We start from the raw sequence: 19,369 nt of genomic DNA, 5'->3' as shown, positions 1-19,369 counted from the left end.
AACCTAAAGCGTTTCGAGTTTGGTTTGAGACATATCCAGCTGCTTTGACGTCGAGTTCCAGCCTTCTTGTATTTAATGTAGATCGCGGATTTCTCCGAATGCATGGAAGACGTCGGTAAAGGATCATGTGCTGGCGCGTCTGAGGTGAGCCTTTAGAGCGTGTCGGCGTCTTCCATGGCATCACGCCGGATGCGGGCAACATCCAAAGACGACGTTACAAGGGCGATTTGCAGTTTTCCGCGTGTGTCAAGATTAGAAACCGCCTTCGGCACCCGCCACACATAGCGCCAGCGCCCGCGAAACAGCTCCAGATACTTGTCGGCTTCCCGCATGACAGAACCACCTCAGAAGGTGCATGTTCTATCTTTTGTACTATCCTCTAAAGCAAAAGGCGCCAAAACAAAAAAGGCGCTCAGAAGAGCGCCTTTGTTTTCAATCACTTGGTAGTGTGATTGATGGTGCGGTCGAGAAGACTCGAACTTCCACGGGGGTTAGCCCACAGCGACCTCAACGCTGCGCGTCTACCAATTCCGCCACGACCGCTTAGTCAGTTTTCCCGGCGCTGATCGCGTCGAGGCGCCTCATGTAGCAAAAGGTTTTCGGAGGCGCAAGAGCCGAACTTGCAATAATTCACAGGCGCCTAACTTTTTTAAAGGCGCCGGATTAAAGCGGCCCTTCTGTGCGCATCGGGCGGGTTTCCGGCGGCCGCATCAGGACTTCCGTGATCGAAATACCAATCCGTTCCCCCAGCAGCACCACCTGCCCTTTTGCCACAAGCGTGTTGTTGGCGTAGATCTTGACGTCGTCATCTTCATCCACATCAAGATCGATCACCGCCCCGCGGCCCATGCGCAGCAGCTGATGCACCGGCATATGGTTTTCACCGAGCACCACGGAGATATCGACATTGATTTCATCAAAGGTGGCCATAACACGCCTGAGTCCTTAAATAGGGCGAACATCCGCCAGCGCTGATCTTACCACGGGATCGGCAGCCTGCTCAAAAAACAAAGAAGTGTCATCCACATGTCACCTGACCAACGCGACGCCCTTTCCTTGAGTTTTTTGCCGAAGGACGGCTCTGCACCGGTCAAATGGAAAATCTTCGATGATCTGTTTGACTATGAAGATGCCGCACGGGAGATGGATGAGACGGTTCAGCGAATCATCGCCGGAAAAGCCTCAGAGCAGGTTTGGCTCTTGGAGCATCCCCCGCTCTACACAGCCGGAACCAGCGCCGATGACAGCGATCTGATTTCGCCGGACCGGTTTCCCGTTTACCGGACCGGACGCGGCGGTCAGCACACCTATCACGGCCCCGGACAACGGGTTGCCTACGTCATGCTGGATCTGAAACGGCGCCAGCAGGACGTGCGCGCGTTTGTCTCTGCGCTGGAAGCCTGGCTCATCAACACGCTGTGGCACTATCACATCCGCGGAGAGCGCCGGGAAGACCGCGTCGGTGTCTGGGTACGCCGGCCGGATCGAGGCATCAATGTCGAGGACAAGATCGCCGCAATCGGCATCCGCCTGCGCAAATGGGTCACGTTCCATGGCATCAGCTTCAATGTGGAACCGGAGTTGGATCATTTCTCCGGGATCGTGCCCTGCGGCATCAGCGAACACGGCGTCACGAGCCTGGTCGATCTGGGCATCCCCGTCACGATGGCTGAAAACGACAGTGTGCTCAGGGCCGAGTTTGAGAAAATTTTTGGGCCAACGACATCTGTTTGAGTGCCCGGCGATTTCGCTGGAGACTGCTCAAATACCAAACGAAGTGAAACCAACAACAAAACCACGACAAATACATTGTCATTAATAACAATAATACTTTGAGTTACCTCAGATGAATGACGTTATTACGCGTCACACACATCGAAATTTAGTCTTTATTTATCGAAAAAAGGCAGTGTCCGACCAATTCAACACATCTGGGACATCGGTTGTGACACAAGCGTCCACAAAACATGCTGCCAAGAGCATCATCACCAAGATCCTGCTGGCTGCTGCCGCAGTGATCATCGCCATCTTCGCCGGTTTTGGCCTCTTCAATGACACATTGCAACGTTCTGCCAAGTCCGAAGAAATCCGGGACTACATGACCGGGGTCGGCTTTGCGGAAGCCAACTCGGTTCGAAACTGGTTCCAGGCCCGTTTGATGCTCATCACGTCCACGGCCGAGGGCGTTGCCCGGCAAGAGAGCCTCGGCGCTGAGTTCTTTGATTTGCCGACCCTGACGTCCAACTTCGACGGCACCTATTTCGGCGCGCAGGAAGACGGCACCTTCACGATTTGGCCGGAGACCAACTTGCCGGAAGGGTATGACCCCCGCGTCCGCCCCTGGTACAAGGATGCAGTTGCAGAAAACGGCCCGACGATCACTGCGCCTTACCAGGATGCGTCCAGCGGTCGCCTGATCGTGACTGCGGCGACACCCGTCAAATCGGGTAGCGCGCTGGCAGGCGTTGTCGGCGGTGACTTCGACATCACCGAAATCGCCAAAATGCTCTCAGAGTCCGATCTCGGCGGAAACGGGTATGTCTTTGTGACAGATTCTGAAGGGACCATCCTGATCCACCCTGAAAGTGATCTGGTATCCAAACCACTTTCAGAGTTGTTTCCGGATGACCCCGTCTCGGTCACGGGTGATACGCAATATGCGTCCACCAGGTTTGGCGATCGGATTGTCCAGTTTGTTCCAATCGAAGGTCTGCCGGTTGATTGGAAAATCGGCCTGTCCCTCGACCGGGGCGCGGCCTATGCCAGCTTGGCGAGCCTTCGCAATTCAGCATTCATTGCCACAGCGATCGCAACGGTTTTGATGCTGGTGATCCTCGGCTCACTCTTCCAGACGCTGCTTGCACGGCCATTGGCATCCGTCACCCGGGCCATGAGCGAGATTGCCGGTGGTGACCTTGATTGTCCGGTCCCAGGCGTGGAGCGCCGTGACGAAATCGGGTCGATCGCCAATGCGGTGGAGGTCTTCAAGACAAATGGCAAGGCCCAGCGGCAACTGGAAGCGGAACAGGCATCCGAGCAGCTGGCCAAGCAAAACCGCGCAGAAACCGTCGATCGCCTTTTGAACGACTTCAACCACGAAATCCGTGGAGTTTTGGAAACCGTTGAACAGGCAACAGGTGAGCTGGAAGGCACGGCCCGTGAACTGGCGGAAACCTCTGAGAAGAGCTCCAACGATGCAGCCTCAGCCGCCAAGACAACGGGCGACACAGCCGCAAACGTCCGCTCGGTTGCCGCAGCCTCAGAGGAGCTGACTTCATCAATTGCCGAGATCGCCCGCCGGGTTGAAGACCAGGCCAGCATCGCAGGCAAAGCGTCCACAGCGGCGGCCAATACGGATGAGACGGTTCAGAGCCTTGTCGCGACAACCGATCGGATCAGCCAGATTGTCAGCCTGATCAACGACATTGCGGCACAGACCAACCTCCTGGCCTTGAACGCGACAATTGAAGCTGCACGCGCCGGGGAAGCAGGTAAGGGCTTCGCTGTCGTTGCGTCCGAAGTGAAATCGCTTGCGAACCAGACCGCGCAGGCGACCGAAGAAATCGCCACACAGATCCAGGCCATGCAGTCTGTTTCCGATCAGACAGCAACAGCGATCAAAGATATTGCCAGCGTCATCGGTGAAATGACCGAGATCTCCCAAGACATCTCAGTCTCCGTCGAGCAGCAGAGCATGGCGACAACGGAGATCTCGCGAAACGTCAACGAAGTCTCATCCGGTACAGACGCGATTTCGGAAACGATGTCACAGGTCTCCAGCGGCGCGCAATCGACCGGACGTAATGCGACCGACGTCTTGTCCACTGCTGAAGCCTTGATGGCGCAATCGAAGACGCTGAGTTCGAAGGTCAACGAATTCTTCGACGGCATACGCGCGGCCTAAGCAGCCTTGCGAAAAAATTTATCCGCACGGCTCCGGCAGCCGTGCGGAGACCAAAGATATCCCCTCCGTCAACTTTTATTCCCTCGTTCGGGACCCGGCTGGCTGACTTGATCTGACTGCAAGCGGCAATATATCTATAAGTTGCAAGGACCAATGCTGACCCGGTGTCACGCTGGACCATTCCGACGAAGGCATTGGATAATGGGATTTTTCAAGCAACTGTTGGTGCTGTGTGTGCTGGCTGGGCTCGCCGGCGGCGGTTACTGGTACTACGAAACCCACATGACGAGCGCGGCCGAGGGCTCTGGCGAACGCAGCCAACGTGGTGCCCGAACGGTCAAGGTTGAGGCGGTTCCTGCCAAGGAAACAGAACTCCCTGTTTTTGCCGAAGCGGTCGGCACAACGCGCGCTTTACGCGCTGTCGATATCGTGCCGCTGGCAGAGGGACGCATTGTCGAGATCGACATCAAGTCCGGTCAGGAAGTCACCGCTGGCACTGTTCTTGCGCGGCTGGATGATGAGATTGAACGGGCAACGCTTGCAGAAGCCAAGGCGCGCGTAAATGAACGCCGCCTCGCCATGGAACGCGCGGAAGCCCTGCGCCAGACCAACACCATCAGTCAGGCAAATCTGGAACAATTGCGCTCCGAACTTGCCATCGCCAATGCTGAGCTCGACCGGGCACAGCGCCGTTTGGCGGACCGGACCATCCGGGCACCATTCACCGGAGTTTTGGGCATCAGTTCGATTGATCTTGGAGCCCGGGTGGAAACCTCCACGGTTCTCACCCATCTGGATGATCTGGCCGAGGTGGAAATCGAATTCCGCTTGCCGGAAACGGTCTACGGGCAGATTGTGCAAGGCCAGCCGGTCACAGCCACCAGTGCAGCATTTCCGGGCCGCTCGTTTACCGGAAACGTTGTTGCGATTGACAGCCGTGTCGATCAAGCCTCCCGGTCCTTCCGTGTCAGGGCCCGCCTGCCCAACCCGGATCGGGTCTTGCCGGTCGGGATGTTCATGCGGCTCGAAATTGAATTGAGCATCCGCCAAGCGATTGTTGTTCCGGAAGAGGCGCTCCAGGTGGAAGGCGGGACCATCTTCCTCTTTGTCGCTGACGGAGACACGGCTGACCGGCGCAATGTAACGACAGGCTTGCGCCGCAGCGGCTTGGTTCAAATCTCAGAGGGTGTGAAAGCCGGTGAACGCATAATTCACCGCGGGATCCAATCGCTGCGCGATGGCAGCAAGATCGAGGTGATCGAAGGGCAGCCCGAAGCCCAGGATGATGCCTCCGGAACGCCGGAAACGGCTGCGAAGGCGCAACCGCGTCAACGGAGCTGACGGTCCATGTTGTCCGATCTTGCCATCCGCCGCCCGGTTTTGGCCGCCGTTGCCAGTCTTCTGATCATCGTGTTCGGGATTGGTGTCCTGACCTCCATCCCGGTCCGCGAACTTCCGGACATCGATACGGCGGTCGTCACCGTCACGACAACTTATCGCGGTGCGGCTCCGGAAGTCATCGACACGGACCTTACGGAGATCATTGAGGGCTCCGTGGCTGGTGTGGCCGGAGTCAAAACAATCAGCTCGAGCAGCCGCCGTGGCCGCAGCCGGGTGGTCGTGGAGTTTGAAGTCGGCAACGACATTGATGCGGCGGCAAACGATGTGCGCGATGCTGTTTCCCGTGTCCGGGCAGATCTTCCGGCCGATGCGGACGAACCGCAGGTGGTCAAGAACGACGCGGATTCCGATCCCGTCATGCGCCTCGCCGTTACCTCCGACAGGTTGAGTGCGGCTGAGATCACCGATTATGTCGACCGATATGTGATCGACAGGCTCGCAACAGTACCGGGTGTCGCATCGATCGATACCTATGGCGGCAGGCCAAAAGCCGTGCGGGTCTGGCTGGATCGCCGCGCCATGGCCGCCCGAAATCTCACGGTTGTCGACATTGAACGTGCGCTCCAGCGCGCCAACCTCGAATTGCCGGCCGGCGAACTAGAGTCGGATGCACGGCAATTGTCTGTGCGCCTCAACAGCCGGCTGCCGACCGTTGATGCATTTTCAAATGTCGTGATTGAGCGGGTCGGAGGTTATCCGATCCGCTTGCGCGATATTGCAACAGTTGTTGCCGGCGTCGCGCAGGATGACACGATTGTCCGGAACAATGGCAAGACTGCCGTTGGTTTGGCGGTCATCCGGCAAAGCCAATCAAACACGCTTGCCATTTCAGAAGCCGTCCGTGAAGAAATCGATGCACTTCAGCCAAACCTGCCAGCCGACATGCAGATCGAAGTTGGCTCGGACGATGCCATTTTCGTGGGAGCTTCAATCCGGGAAGTTGTGATTGCGCTGGGTGTGTCACTCGGGCTTGTTGTCCTGGTCATCCTGTTGTTCTTGCGATCCCTGCGCGCAACCTTGATACCGGCAATCACGATCCCGATCGCTTTGATTGGAACCTTTGCGGCAATCTCCGCACTCGGGTTCTCGGTCAATGTCCTGACCCTTCTCGCCCTCCTTCTAACCATCGGGCTGGTGGTTGATGACGCGATTGTCGTTCTGGAGAATATTCAACGGCGCATCGATCTCGGAGAGAGCCCGTTGATGGCAAGCTTCCTGGGTACCCGCCAGGTCACTTTTGCCGTCCTTGCAACGTCCATGACATTGATTGCCGTGTTCGTGCCCCTCTCCTTCCTGCAAGGCCAGGTCGGGCGGCTCTTTGTCGAGTTCGGGTTCGTGATGGCGAGCGCGGTGGTAATCTCGACCTTTGTTGCACTGACCGCTTGCCCCGCACTGGCATCTCGTATTCTGACAAGATCCAAAACTCCTCAGGCCGGATCCAATGAAGATGCGCCTGCCGAGACTCTGATCCTTCGGTGGTTTCGGAAAGTGGTCACACTTGCGGTCCGCATGCCGCTCGTCATCCTGGCGCTTGCAGGCAGCATCGCCGCACTCGGCTTTGTCGTCTATGAACAGCTGCCGCGTGAACTGACCCCAAGTGAAGACCGGGGAATTGTTTTTGTGCCCCTGTCTGCCCCGCAAGGCAGCACGGTGGGGTTCACCGATCAGGCCTCCCGCCAAGTCGAAGGCATTGCAGAGCCACTCGTTGCTTCCGGCGATATCGAAACGGTCTTCACCTACACCGGCACATGGGGGCGCCAGAACCGGGCCTTTGTCGTCCTGCGCCTCGCAGACTGGGAAGACCGGGAAAAATCCCACCGCGACGTCGTTCGGGCCATGATCCCGAGCATGGGCCAGATTACCGCGGCTCGCGGCTTTCCCATCACCCCGGCCGGCCTTGGCTTGCGTGGAAGCCGCACGCCGCTGCGCATCGTTGTCAGCGGTCCGGACTTTGAAAGCGTGAAGGTGTGGGCCGCGCAGCTTCTGGAGCGCGGTCAGGAAAACCCGAACCTGCGCAATCTGGAAATGGACTACGAGGAAAACCAGCCGCAGCTTGACATTTCCGTCGATCGTGAACGCGCTGATGACCTTGGTATTTCCGTAGAGACGATTGCAACGACATTGCAAACGCTACTGGCCTCTCGCGAAGTAACCACCTATCTGGAACGCGGCCGAGAGTATCCGGTCCTCGTTCAAGCTGCGGCCAACGACCGCGCCTCTCCAACGGATATCGAGTTCATCTTCCTGCGCGCAGATGACGGCGACACGCTCGTCCCGCTCAGCGCTCTTGTGTCGCTCGATGTCAACGCTGCGGCTGCGGAACTGCGCCGCTACGACCGTTTGCCGTCCATCACGATCGAAGGCTCCATTGCGGAAGGGTATTCGCTTGGCGATGCCATCGAATACATGGAGGGTGCAGCTGCCGAGATCCTGCCCGCGGAGGCCAGGATCAGCCTTGCCGGTCAGTCGCAACAGTTCCGCGAAACATCGAGCGGTGCTGGGTTCACCTTTGCGCTGGCGCTCCTGATTGTGTTTCTGGTCCTCGCCGCCCAATTCGAGAGCTTTGTCCACCCGTTCGTGATCATGCTGACCGTGCCGCTCGGCGTTGCGGGTGCCGTCTTTTCGTTGGCAGCAGCCGGCTTGTCGCTCAACATTTACAGCCAGATCGGCATCATATTGCTTGTGGGGCTGATGGCGAAAAACGGCATTCTCATCGTCGAATTCGCAAATCAGCTCAGGGACGAAGGCAAGGACGTCACGCAAGCCGTCATCGATTCAACGGTTCTGCGCCTCCGGCCAATCGTCATGACGGTCGTGTCCACCGTTTTGGGGGCAATGCCGCTGGTGCTGGCGAGCGGTGCCGGAGCCGAGAGCCGCATTGCAATTGGTACCGTGATTGTCGGCGGGTTGCTCCTGTCCGGTATCCTGACGCTGTTCCTGACGCCAGTGCTCTACAGCTTGCTCGCGCGCTTCACCGAACCACGTTCCGCGATCGAGCGGCGGCTGAACACGGAACTTGGCAAACGCGGCCCCGCGGCAGGAACCGAAGCCCCGCCTGCAGAGTAGTCCGAACGGATTTCTGAATTAGCCCGCTGTTGCTTCAGTTTGGGCGGGCGCAGGCAATGACCGGACGAATCTCTCCAGTTTCGCCTTGCCGCCGGGAGACCAGCCGAGCCTCACCAGTTTTGCGACATCCATCACGCCCACGGGTCCCGGCGCGCGGATCGGCAAGTGCCACTCAAGACCGAATGTTTCCTTGTAGATCTTCAAAAGGTCCTGAAGATCGAGCAGCATGTCGGACGCATTGAACACATCAAATACGGCCTCGCTGTCGCCGCGCTTTTCCAGTAGAAGCGCAACCGCATCTGCCAGATCTTCGCCATGAACTTCCGTGCCGACCCGAGGGATCACGGCATCGCCTTTGGCAAAGCCATCCAGCACTTTGGTCCATTTGTGTGTTTCCAGTCCCGGAGGGCATCCATAAACGCCGGTGGCCCTGATGACAGTGCCTTTGAAGCTGGCATCGCTCAGCACCTCAAGGGCAAGCTCACCGGCATATTTGACCTTGCCGTAAAAGCTGTCCGGGTCGACAGACGCCTCTTCCGTCAAAACGCCCCATTCGCCGGCACCGGCATAGACCGCGCGGCTGGAGAGGAACACACTCTGAGCGACACCAGCAGCCTTTGCGGCCTGGAACAGGGCCTGCGATCCTTCGACGTTCCGGTCAATAAACCCATGGGGGTCATCCCCCTCCCCATCCCGGTACTTACCCGGCACATGGGACAGGGCACAGTGGATCAGCGCATCGGCTGCGGGGAGTTCAAACGCCCGATCATCCAGCCCCCATTTGACATATCTGTCTGCCGGATTGTCGGACGGCGTGCGTCCGAGGCACGTGAGCTGGTGGCCATCCTGGCGCAAACGGCTGGCAATAAACCGGCCGAGTTGCCCCGTCGCTCCGGTGATAAGAATATGCATTGATCGACTTTTCTAATTCTGTGCGGGCGGTGACGGCAGATTGGCGAGTGTTTCACCGATATCCCGTCCCTCATAGAAGGCCTGCCACAGATCAATCAGGGGGCGCAAGAGATCTGACCGAGCGTGGTCCGTTTGCCACGGCTTTTCATACTGGTAGTGCAGAATGTGGATCTGATCCCAATCCCAGAGATCCGGCAGATTGAACCAAACATATTGCAGCATGTTGCAGAACACCGGCAGACCGTGCCAGTCGGGAAAATAGCTTTCCAGGAAGGTCTGGTCCGTGCGGCGCCAAAACGCCTCCGGGGCATCCAGCTGCTTGAGCATATCCGCATAGGTTGACGCATTCGGGCGGGCTGTGAAGACACCGCTGTTCATCCGGTGAAAATCGCCCAGCGCCTCATAGACATTCGGGGCGGCACAAAACTCCGGATACCCAAACAGCTTGTCACAGTTCTTCAAAACCAGTGCATCGGCATCAATGAAAACAACGCTGTCATAGTCTTCCAGTTGCCACAGGCGCAGCTTGACGAAGTTGTCGAGCGGGGTATGAAACACCGGCTTGCCGCCCTTTGTGAACGGCGCCGCCTTGTGCAGCCGTCCCCGCTCGTGCCGTTCATTGAACGCGTCTGTTGTCGGCAGGCGGTCACACTGGCCGAAACGCGGCGAGAATTCTCTGAGCGATTCCAGATTGCCCGGATCGACACCCGGCGTATAGAGCACCACGAGGTCCGCTTGCGTCCCGCTGAGCCGCAAGGAGCGCAGCAACGCAGTTGCCCCGAGCACATAGTCGGAGTTGGTCACCAGCGTCACATAGGCGTGTCGACTATTAGCCGCTGTCTCAAAGACCGGATGATCGCTTGCCATTGGGACTTCAAGAGACCGATTTCAGACGCGGGTGCTCCGGATCGCGCTCGATGTCCACCGCAATCTCCTTCGTCCAGGCAGAGACAGCCGGAACCCGGCTGCGGTCGATCCGGTATGAGAACGCCTTGGCGACATCGACGACTTCACTCAGTAAGCCGTCTTCCAGCTTGATCGGGTTGAGGCCCAGCTCAAGAAATTGGTCATTTTTGACCACCAGATCGTTTTCCGGCGCTTCCTTTCGCGGGTTCGGAAGGTAGGCGATTTTTGCGCCGGTCAGCTTGGAAATGAGCTCGGCCAGATCGCGCACGCGGTGGGTTTCGGTCATTTGGTTGAACACCATCACCCGATCACCGCGGTCCGGCGGGTTGTTCAGGGCAAGCTCGATGCAGCGAACCGAATCCTGAATGTGAATGAAGGCCCTCGTCTGACCACCGGTGCCATGAACAGTCAGCGGATAGTCGATCGCGGCCTGGATCAGGAACCGGTTGAGCACGGTGCCATAGTCGCCGTCATAGTCGAACCGGTTGATCAGCTGCTTGTGCTTGCGGGTTTGCTCCGTGTGCGTACCCCAGACAATGCCCTGATGCAGGTCGGTCACGCGCAAGCCATCGTTCTTGGCGTAGAACTGAAACAGGAGCTGATCCAGACACTTGGTCATGTGATAGATCGAACCGGGATTGGCCGGGTACAGAATCTCCTGGCTGGCGGTTGCACCAGACAAGGTCTCCACATCAACGCTCAGGTATCCTTCCGGGATCGCTGCGCCAACGTTGGAGTAGCCGTAAACGCCCATGGTGCCGAGGTGAATGAGGTGAGCGTCCAGATCGAGCTCCACCATGGCATTCAGCAGGTGGTGCGTCGCATTGACGTTGTTGTTGACCGTGTAGTTCTTGTGCTGGTCCGATTTCATCGAATAGGGCGCAGCGCGCTGTTCGGCAAAATGAATGATCGCATCGGGGCGCTCTTCGGCGAGCCAAGCCTTGAACACCTCGTAGTTCTCGGCAATGTCGATCAGATGGAACCGGATCGTGTTGCCGGTTTCCTGTTTCCAGATCCGGGTCCGCTCCTGAATGGAATCCATCGGCGTCAGTGATTGAACACCGAGTTCAGCATCGATCCAACGGCGGCTCAGGTTGTCGATGATGTGGACTTCGTGGCCCTTGTCAGACAAATGCAGGGACGTCGGCCAGCCAACAAACCCATCACCACCAAGAATTGCAATCTTCACCTGACCACTCCTGCATTCGATCCGATGGACCTGTTCCACCGTCATGATTGTTTCATATGTGAGATCAGATGATTGCGATAATTCAATGACAGTTCAATGCATTAATTTGAAATTGATACACACGGAAAGGGATTGGACACTTCTTCCACATACTAAACCGTTTCGCGGACTGTGAAACGTCCGGTAGCAGGTTCGACAGGCTCGAGATCAGATACAGACGTGACCCGGGCGAGCGCAGGACCGTGCCAAAGCGCGTCCATCATATCGACCACCGTATCTGATGGGCCGGATATTACGGCCTCAACGGCACCATTCTTGAGGTTTCGCGCCCAGCCGGCGAGATCCCGCGCCACCGCCTCCTCGGCGCACCAGGCCCGGTATCCGACACCTTGCACCCTACCCTCGATCAGGAGATGGACGGTCAAAGGATCCTGGGTCATCGGCACTTCCTTATTCCAAAAGCGTTACCTTGGCTCTGAGCTTAGAGTAGTGCGGATCGTTTCAAACCTGCAATGGGGCTTTATGCAGCAAAAACAGCGCAGCATTTCTGAGCCGCACTGCCTTGAAATGAACATTTGCCTTTGTGCTGGACAGCCAACGACCTACATCCAGCCAAGCCCGTAATAAATGAAAGAGGATCTTATAAGCGTGACCACACAGAAAACACTCAACATCCGCGTGCCCAAAGATCCCTCAGAGGCGATAACAGCCATTGTTGCTTATGCGGGGATTGCAAAGAGGCTGCATGTGGAACTCAGCACGCATGCAGAAGCGATTGGACTGGATCTGGATCAGATTAAAACCGACCTCATCAATGAAGCCAAGAAGGCAGTTCCGCATAGCGATTTCTCAGACCATGAGATCAGAAACTACAACATCATGTTCGAAGCCATCGATACGATCTTCAAACCGATCGACTGATATGGACTGTCTCTGAACGGCTCACGCGGTCTTTGGCGCGGCATTTCCCCGCCTCTGCTCATCGAGCATCACCAGGAGCGATGCCCCCACAATGACGAGAGCACCCGGCCAAAACGCACCCGTTGGCGCAAAGCCGAAGGCAATGAAGCCAACGGCAATGTTGAGCGGCAGCTTCAGATGGTCGAACGGCTGAACAAAGGTCGCGTCCGCCTTTTGATAGGCCAGCGTCAAAAGATAGTTCGCAAGAACCGTCAAGAGGCCGGCCCCGACGAGCAAGACAAACGCCAGACCGCTTACGACGAGACCACCATCGGCGAAGGCCAGCACGGCATTCACGGGCGTCAAAAGGAGCAACAGATAAAGCGTAATGGAATCCGCGGCCTCTCGCTGTGTCAGCTTTTTTGTCACAAGGGACGTTCCGGCCCAAAACGCAGCAGCAGCGACAGGGAGCAAAGCGCCCCAGTTGAATGCCTGCGACCAGGGCTCGAGGATTACCATCCCACCGGAAAAACCGGCAATGGTCGCAAGCCATCGTGCCCAGCCAACCTGTTCCCCCAGAAAGATCCGGGCGCCAAGAATGACGAAAAACGGCGACGTCATCACAAGGGCAATCGCCTGCCAGATTTCCACGCGCGCCAGACCGGCAACCCACAGCTGAATGCCAATGACGGCCAGGAAAGCCCGCAGGAGATGCAACCCGAGTTGCTGTGTTTTCAAGGCGGTGCGCCCGCGCCTGAGCACCCAGGGAAGCGCAAAGCCAAGTCCAAGCGCATATTGCCAGAAAGCTGCCGACGTTGACGGCACACCGAGCTGCATTGTCGATGCCTGGAGGGCGCCATTTACGAGCGCAAATGAGGCGCCTGCGCCGACCATGGCAAGCGCTGCCAGCACCGGCTGCGCCTGAAGTGAGGAGGATTTGGTGTCCATCGTCTTCAAGTCCGTTCCAGTTTTCATCCAGAACAGTCTCAATAAGACCAAAAAGCTGCACCGCTTGAGAAAAGCGGCCCAGCCAAGCTCTCTATCATCCGGACTGTAACCGTCGGCTCCGGCATCTCACCGGATCTGCTGACCCTTGGTAAACATGTATTACCAAGGCGCTCGCGGGCTCCAGGTTTCCCTGATACCGCCGGTGGGGACTTTCACCCCGCCCCGAGAACTGTTCCTAATACCGTTGTTTAACGGCCTCACTGGATCGGCGCAACGGTCAATGAACGAAAAATTCAGTATGACTGAAAAGCTGCCAGATGGCCGGCAGCTGGTCTTTCAAGAACATAATCAGTCGATGATCAGGAGAATTCCATGATCACGGCGTCAACGGCAAGACTGTCGCCCGGCTCTGCCTTGATGGCGGTCACGACACAGTCCCGCTCGGCACGCAGGACGTTTTCCATCTTCATGGCTTCAACGATGGCCAGCTGTTCGCCCGCCTTGACCTCCTGGCCTTCACTGACGGCAATCGACACCACCAGACCCGGCATCGGGCACAGCAGCATCTTGGATGTGTCCGGCGGGAGCTTTTCCGGCATCAACTCATCGAGTTCGGCAACACGCGGCGTCATGATCTTGGCTGTGACAGAATAGCCCTGCCAATCGAGGCGGTAGCCTCCACGAACCGGGCGGACCTGAACTGTGATGTCCTTTTCCCCAACGCGGCCGCTCCAGAGCGCAGCACCCGGCGCCCAATCCGATTCCACATTGACGACAGGCCCGTCACCAATCGCGACATCAAGCTCAATCGGCGTTCCCGGATAACCGGCCGCAAGACGAATGGGAACATAGGTCTTGTCCAGCTTGACCACCCAGTCCTCGCGGATCGCACCGGAGTGCGGCCGCAATCGGCCAGGAAGATGGTCAAGACGTTCGCGTTCAATCGCCGCCATGGACAGCGACACCGCCGCCAAAACACCCCGCGCTTCGTCGTCCGGCTCAGCCGGGAAAAAGCCGTCCGGGTATTCGTCTGCAATGAAACTGGTCGCCAGTTCTCCGGACCGCCAACGCGGATGGTTCATCAACGCGGTGAGGAACGGCACGTTGTGCTGAATGCCGTCAACGTAGTACCCGTCCAGTGCCTTGCTCATGGCGTCGATGGCTTCTTCGCGGGTCGGGGCATGGGTGATCAGCTTGGAAATCATTGGGTCGTAAAACATGGAAATTTCCGACCCCTCGACCACACCGGTGTCATTGCGGATGGTCAGCCCATCGCTGTCCAGTTCCTCCGGCGGCACGTAGCGCACGAGCCGGCCAATGGAGGGCAGGAAGTTCCGGTAAGGATCCTCGGCATAGATCCGGCTTTCCACGGACCAGCCGTTCAGCTTCACGTCGTCCTGTGCGATTTTTAGCTTCTCGCCATAGGCAACGCGGATCATCTGCTCGACCAGATCGACCCCGGTGATCAACTCGGTAACCGGGTGCTCCACCTGAAGTCGGGTGTTCATTTCAAGGAAGAAGAAGCTCTTGTCCTGGCCAGCCACAAACTCCACGGTGCCCGCGCTGTCGTAGTCAACGGCTTTCGCCAAGGCGACCGCTTGTTCGCCCATCAGCCGGCGGGTGTCTTCATCCAGCAACGGCGATGGCGCTTCTTCAATCACCTTCTGGTTCCGGCGCTGGATCGAACACTCACGCTCACCCAGGTAAATCGCGTTTCCGTGTTTGTCGCCAAGAACCTGAATTTCAATATGGCGCGGGTTCTCGATGAACTTTTCAATAAAGACACGGTCGTCACCGAAAGAAGACGCGGCTTCTGATTTGGACCGGGTGTAGCCGTCACGTACTTCTTCAGCGTTCCAGGCGATCCGCATCCCCTTGCCGCCACCGCCGGCTGAAGCCTTGATCATCACCGGGTAGCCGATGTCCTCTGCGATCTCGACGGCTTGATCAGGTGATTCAATGACACCGAGATACCCTGGAACCGTGCTGACTTTCGCCTCGTTGGCAAACTTCTTGGATTCGATCTTGTCGCCCATCGCTTCAATGGCGCGCGGGTTCGGACCGATCCAAACGATACCTTCCTTTGCGAGCGCCTCCGGAAAGCTTGCCCGCTCAGACAAGAAGCCGTAGCCGGGATGCACAGCTTCAGCACCAGTCTCCTTACAAGCCGCGATGATCTTGTCGGCAATCAGGTAGGATTCAGCCGCCGCTGCGGGACCGATGTGAACGGCCTCGTCAGCCATCTCCACGTGCAGTGCATTCCGATCGGCATCTGAATAGACCGCAACGGTTTTGATTCCCATCTTCCGCGCCGTCTTGATAACGCGGCACGCAATCTCACCCCGGTTGGCGATCAGTATTTTCGAGAACATGCAATTCCACCCAGCTGGATCTGTTTTCTGAGTTGTAGGCCGGTCCTCCCCTCCAGTGCAACTTATCCAAAGGGTGGTCAGACGATGTGAGAACCGTACTACTTGCACGGCCCAAACAACACAGCAGGCAGTTTTCAATCACACTCTATTGCCGAAAATTACCGATTTTCCTTTTCTTAACAAATATATTGCAAATTCTACCATGTATTTGGAGGAAAATGACGTGATAAAAAAACTAATAACAACACTGATCGCCGGATTGGCTCTAACTACTGTCGTTGAGGCAAAAACGATCGAAAAGTGGAATGCCGGAGAAGTCGACGGCTTCACCCGCTATTGGACCACAAACAACATTGGTGCGAGTTTTGTCGTGTGGTGCCATCCACAGCGCCCGGTCAACGGCACCTTGTTGCATGTTGTCATCGACGGCAAAACGCCCACTCCGAATACACGCATGAAACTGATCATCGACAAAGAGATCATGGAGATCCCTGTCAATGAGCAGGGGTATGTCGATACCGGATGCGCAACCTGCGCCGACACCTTCGAATATGTTTGGCACAGACTTCGCGCCGCAACGGCGATTGCGGTCAAGTTCAAGGACGACAGCTACGCCGGCTTTTCGCTCAAAGGTGCGAAACAAATCCTTCCGGCAAATGTCTGCCCAACCGACTGGAAGAAAAAGCAATCGTCCTGAGAAACATCGAATACAAAATCATGCGATTGTCACTTGAGCCGTTTCTACTCACCGCAATTAGCTAAAATTTAAGACAACCCTCGGTATTTTCAGCAGTGCATACATTGGGGTTCCAGATGTTAACTCGCCTATTTTTAATTGCTCTTTTAATCGGCTTTTCCGTCGCCCCGGGCGTTTCGGAAACCGTGGGCAGTTGGCATAGCGAGAAGGTGAATGGCTACCAGCACTACTGGACCAAGAACAAGCTTGGATCCCGGTTTTCAATTTGGTGCCCCGACAGCAAAAAGTCTTCACTGCCACTGATCAGCATCGACATCAAGGGGCGTCTTCCAGTTCCGAAGACCTTGATCCGGGTCGAACTCGACCACCGTTTGATCAAGTTTACAGCCGACAGAGACGGATATATCCGGTCGGACTGCCCTGCTTGCGCAGACAACATGCGCTACTTCTGGCAACTTCTCCGCAATTCCGCGCGCTTCGCCGTTCTGTTTGACGAGGATCGGCGGTATGCAGGCTTTTCAACCCGTGGCGTGGGTGAGGTCATTCCCCCGACAGTGTGCGAACCTGATCCTGGCCTACAGGCCAATCACCAGTAAGTCTTCTTCCCAATAACAGGGCAATCCGTGCTGCTGGTCACATGTCTGGCGGCTTGACCGCGCTATAATCCAGCTAATCGGGCCTGCAAAGTGCAGTGTCTGAAACACGCTGGAGGTTCGCATGAAGCTGCATGTCTTACTAATCCCCGCCGCTGTTCTTTCGCTTCTGTCAGCCGTAAACGTTGCCGAGGCCCGGCCGGATCTACGCCAGATGACCTGTGCCCAGGCACAAAATATGGTGCTGAAAAACGGTGCGGTGGTCTTTACGACAGGCAAGTACACTTATTCCAGGTTCGTCGCGAACCTCAGATATTGTGAACGTGATAAAGCCCTAGCACCGCAGTATAGCGCAACGCGCGATAATCCGCAGTGTTATGTTGCCTATGAATGCAAGGACCCGGATTTGCTGTTCATCGATTGATGACACTGCCGCTCCGATTTGCGCGGCAAATCTCAGGGTGCACGCTGGAAGCATTTGGACTGTCGCATTTCTGCGGCAGTCGCCCTTCTGACATGAATACAAATCACAAGCGACGTTACGACATGGATTGTAAATGTCGCGACATCCTCAATATTTATTGCAAATAACATCGCAGCGCACAATAAAAACAAAGCATTAATTTTCGATATACGGACAAGTTATTTCCATGTAACCTTTCCTCGCCACCAATAATAAAAAGAAACATGAAACGGCGATTGAAGGGAGGAGTTATGCCTGAAAATCCGAACAAGGGCCTGGTGGCGACATCAGGCTTCTTTACAGGACTGCACCCCGGCATGGGCCTAGCCGCAAAAGGCATGGTCGCAGCCTTTGTTATTTTCACTGTCTTGAACGTAGAGTTTGCCGGAAGCGTCTATGGGGCTATTCGATCTTGGATCGAAGGCGCGCTGAGCTGGTACTACATCTCAGCTGTAACGGTCATTTTGTTCGTTTGCTTGTATCTGATGTTTTCCAAATGGGGCAAAATCAGATTGGGGGACGACGACAGCAGACCAGAGTTCTCCAATTTCAGCTGGTTCTCCATGCTGTTCTCAGCCGGGGTTGGGATCGGCATCCTGTTCTTCGGTGTTGCCGAACCGGTGTTTTACTTCGACAACTCCGGAGCCTTCGGTTACCCGAACAATCCGCATGCTGACCTGAACGGTCATGCGAACATGGATATGCAGCGTGCGGTCGATGCAATGCGCGTGACCTACTTCCATTGGGGCTTCCATGGATGGGCCGTCTACGTGATCGTGGGCCTGTGCCTGGCATATTTCGGTTTCCGGAAAAAACTGCCGCTCACCATGCGCTCGGCGCTTTACCCGTTGATCGGGCAGCGCATCTACGGACGCATTGGTCACGCAGTTGATCTTCTCGCAGTCTTTGGAACCGTCTTTGGTGTTGCAACGTCGCTTGGCCTCGGTGTCAGTCAGATGGCGACCGGGCTCAATGTCCTGTTTGGGATAGATCCTGGCATCACCACACAAATCATCCTGATCGTGGTGATCTCGATCGTCGCCACCTTGTCCGCGGTTTCCGGGGTCGGTAATGGCATCCGGATCATCTCGGAATGGAACATCTGGTTGTCGGTGATCCTGCTCGCAGCCTTCATTGCGCTTGGGCCTTTCAAATGGCTTATGAGCTTCTTTGTCACCACGCTCGGTGACTACCTCTGGAACGTCATCCCGATGGGTTTCTGGACAGCCAATGAAGCCGGCAACGTCAGCTGGCAAGGCGGCTGGACAATCTTCTACTGGGGATGGTGGATCAGCTGGGCACCGTTCGTCGGCATGTTCATCGCCCGCATATCCCGCGGCCGTACTATCCGCGAGTTCATGGTCGGCGTCATGTTCGTACCAACAACGATCGCCTTCTTCTGGCTCTGCATGTTCGGCGGCAACGCCATCTGGCAAGAGCTGAATTCCGCAGGCGGTCCTGGCGTTGCGGGTGGCGCGGGTATCATTGAGCTTGTGCGGGCATGGAACCTTCCATCTGCTCTTTACGGCACGATCGATAACCTTGGAACAATGTCCTGGGCTGGCGACATGAGCTGGATCCAATGGCCGTTGTCTGCGCTGGCAACCTTCCTGCTCGCGTCCTGGTTCATAACCTCATCGGACAGTGGCACGCTGGTGATTACGACCATGCTTTCGATGGGCGACGATGATCCCCCGAAGATGTTCCGCATCATCTGGGGCCTGGGTGAGGGTTTTGTCGCAGCCGTTCTGCTTCTTGCAGGTGGTTTGGGTGCCTTGCAGACCGCATCCATCGCGGCAGCCTTCCCGATTTCCTTCATCCTTCTGGCGATGACCTGGGGACTGGTGAAATCGCTGTCTGAAGATCCGTCCGCCAATCCGATCGAGGTCAGGGAGTATGCGCCGGACGGCACGCATGTCACCCAGGATCTACACGCCTAAAACACCATTACCAGCGAGATATTGCTTTCGCCGGTAATCAGGACCGGGTCATCCTGTCCTCTTCCACAAAAACAAAAC

At 56.6% G+C, this 19,369-nt stretch carries 17 protein-coding genes, 1 tRNA gene and 1 riboswitch; of the genes, 9 read left to right on the top strand and 9 right to left on the bottom strand.

Features of this window, described 5'->3' with window-relative positions; all coding sequences use genetic code 11:
• Positions 1–152 precede the first annotated feature (152 nt).
• The 3 genes from ACQY4Z_RS21720 to ACQY4Z_RS21710 form a co-directional block, all read right to left on the bottom strand.
• Positions 153–332 (bottom strand): hypothetical protein, encoded by a 180-nt coding sequence (locus ACQY4Z_RS21720; protein ID WP_428524741.1) that lies wholly within the window; start codon positions 330–332, stop codon positions 153–155.
• A 124-nt stretch (positions 333–456) separates the two neighbouring features.
• Positions 457–543 (bottom strand) — tRNA-Leu (locus ACQY4Z_RS21715).
• A gap of 120 nt (positions 544–663) precedes the next feature.
• Positions 664–930: a FliM/FliN family flagellar motor switch protein gene (locus tag ACQY4Z_RS21710; protein WP_008192565.1), complete on the bottom strand. Its 267-nt coding sequence runs from the start codon at positions 928–930 to the stop codon at positions 664–666.
• A 96-nt stretch (positions 931–1,026) separates the two neighbouring features.
• Here ACQY4Z_RS21710 and lipB point away from each other — a divergent pair, with 96 nt between their 5' ends.
• From lipB to ACQY4Z_RS21690, 4 genes are all read left to right on the top strand, one after another.
• Complete coding sequence (lipB, locus tag ACQY4Z_RS21705; protein ID WP_428524739.1) at positions 1,027–1,734, top strand: lipoyl(octanoyl) transferase LipB; 708 nt, start codon at positions 1,027–1,029, stop codon at positions 1,732–1,734.
• A 211-nt stretch (positions 1,735–1,945) separates the two neighbouring features.
• The gene (locus ACQY4Z_RS21700; RefSeq protein ID WP_428524737.1) at positions 1,946–3,904 is read left to right on the top strand and encodes a methyl-accepting chemotaxis protein; all 1,959 of its coding nucleotides are present in this window, start codon (positions 1,946–1,948) and stop codon (positions 3,902–3,904) included.
• A gap of 201 nt (positions 3,905–4,105) precedes the next feature.
• Complete coding sequence (locus tag ACQY4Z_RS21695; protein ID WP_428524735.1) at positions 4,106–5,245, top strand: efflux RND transporter periplasmic adaptor subunit; 1,140 nt, start codon at positions 4,106–4,108, stop codon at positions 5,243–5,245.
• A 6-nt stretch (positions 5,246–5,251) separates the two neighbouring features.
• Complete coding sequence (locus ACQY4Z_RS21690; RefSeq protein WP_428524732.1) at positions 5,252–8,371, top strand: efflux RND transporter permease subunit; 3,120 nt, start codon at positions 5,252–5,254, stop codon at positions 8,369–8,371.
• Between the two features lie 18 nt (positions 8,372–8,389).
• Here ACQY4Z_RS21690 and ACQY4Z_RS21685 read toward each other — a convergent pair whose 3' ends face one another.
• From ACQY4Z_RS21685 to ACQY4Z_RS21670, 4 genes are all read right to left on the bottom strand, one after another.
• Positions 8,390–9,283 carry an NAD-dependent epimerase/dehydratase family protein gene (locus tag ACQY4Z_RS21685; RefSeq protein ID WP_428524730.1) on the bottom strand — a complete coding sequence of 298 codons (894 nt, stop codon included), beginning with the start codon at positions 9,281–9,283 and terminating at the stop codon, positions 8,390–8,392.
• Between the two features lie 12 nt (positions 9,284–9,295).
• On the bottom strand, positions 9,296–10,150 hold the full coding sequence (locus ACQY4Z_RS21680) for a glycosyltransferase (RefSeq protein ID WP_428524728.1): 855 nt from the start codon (positions 10,148–10,150) through the stop codon (positions 9,296–9,298).
• A 7-nt stretch (positions 10,151–10,157) separates the two neighbouring features.
• On the bottom strand, positions 10,158–11,378 hold the full coding sequence (locus tag ACQY4Z_RS21675) for an NAD-dependent epimerase/dehydratase family protein (RefSeq protein WP_428524726.1): 1,221 nt from the start codon (positions 11,376–11,378) through the stop codon (positions 10,158–10,160).
• Between the two features lie 152 nt (positions 11,379–11,530).
• The gene (locus ACQY4Z_RS21670; protein ID WP_428524724.1) at positions 11,531–11,818 is read right to left on the bottom strand and encodes an acylphosphatase; all 288 of its coding nucleotides are present in this window, start codon (positions 11,816–11,818) and stop codon (positions 11,531–11,533) included.
• Positions 11,819–12,026: 208 nt separating this feature from the next.
• On the opposite strand from ACQY4Z_RS21670, the gene ACQY4Z_RS21665 reads away from it, so the two are divergent.
• Complete coding sequence (locus ACQY4Z_RS21665; RefSeq protein ID WP_428524722.1) at positions 12,027–12,299, top strand: hypothetical protein; 273 nt, start codon at positions 12,027–12,029, stop codon at positions 12,297–12,299.
• Positions 12,300–12,320: 21 nt separating this feature from the next.
• Here ACQY4Z_RS21665 and ACQY4Z_RS21660 read toward each other — a convergent pair whose 3' ends face one another.
• Positions 12,321–13,253, bottom strand: a complete 933-nt coding sequence (locus tag ACQY4Z_RS21660; protein ID WP_428524720.1) for a DMT family transporter — start codon at positions 13,251–13,253, stop codon at positions 12,321–12,323.
• 55 nt (positions 13,254–13,308) lie between these two features.
• Positions 13,309–13,460, bottom strand: a riboswitch (FMN riboswitch).
• Between the two features lie 125 nt (positions 13,461–13,585).
• The gene (locus ACQY4Z_RS21655) at positions 13,586–15,598 is read right to left on the bottom strand and encodes an acetyl-CoA carboxylase biotin carboxylase subunit (protein ID WP_428524718.1); all 2,013 of its coding nucleotides are present in this window, start codon (positions 15,596–15,598) and stop codon (positions 13,586–13,588) included.
• Between the two features lie 223 nt (positions 15,599–15,821).
• On the opposite strand from ACQY4Z_RS21655, the gene ACQY4Z_RS21650 reads away from it, so the two are divergent.
• The 4 genes from ACQY4Z_RS21650 (at position 15,822) to ACQY4Z_RS21635 (ending at position 19,291) form a co-directional block, all read left to right on the top strand.
• Positions 15,822–16,295, top strand: a complete 474-nt coding sequence (locus tag ACQY4Z_RS21650) for a hypothetical protein (protein WP_428524716.1) — start codon at positions 15,822–15,824, stop codon at positions 16,293–16,295.
• Between the two features lie 185 nt (positions 16,296–16,480).
• On the top strand, positions 16,481–16,891 hold the full coding sequence (locus ACQY4Z_RS21645; protein ID WP_428524714.1) for a hypothetical protein: 411 nt from the start codon (positions 16,481–16,483) through the stop codon (positions 16,889–16,891).
• 121 nt (positions 16,892–17,012) lie between these two features.
• On the top strand, positions 17,013–17,312 hold the full coding sequence (locus ACQY4Z_RS21640; RefSeq protein ID WP_428524712.1) for a hypothetical protein: 300 nt from the start codon (positions 17,013–17,015) through the stop codon (positions 17,310–17,312).
• Positions 17,313–17,602: 290 nt separating this feature from the next.
• Positions 17,603–19,291: a BCCT family transporter gene (locus ACQY4Z_RS21635; RefSeq protein WP_428524710.1), complete on the top strand. Its 1,689-nt coding sequence runs from the start codon at positions 17,603–17,605 to the stop codon at positions 19,289–19,291.
• Positions 19,292–19,369: the final 78 nt, after the last annotated feature.

Origin of the sequence: Roseibium sp. (genome assembly GCF_965276855.1) — a bacterium.
Taxonomy (GTDB): Bacteria; Pseudomonadota; Alphaproteobacteria; order Rhizobiales; family Stappiaceae; genus Roseibium.
This window is presented reverse-complemented; position numbering and strand designations above follow the sequence as displayed.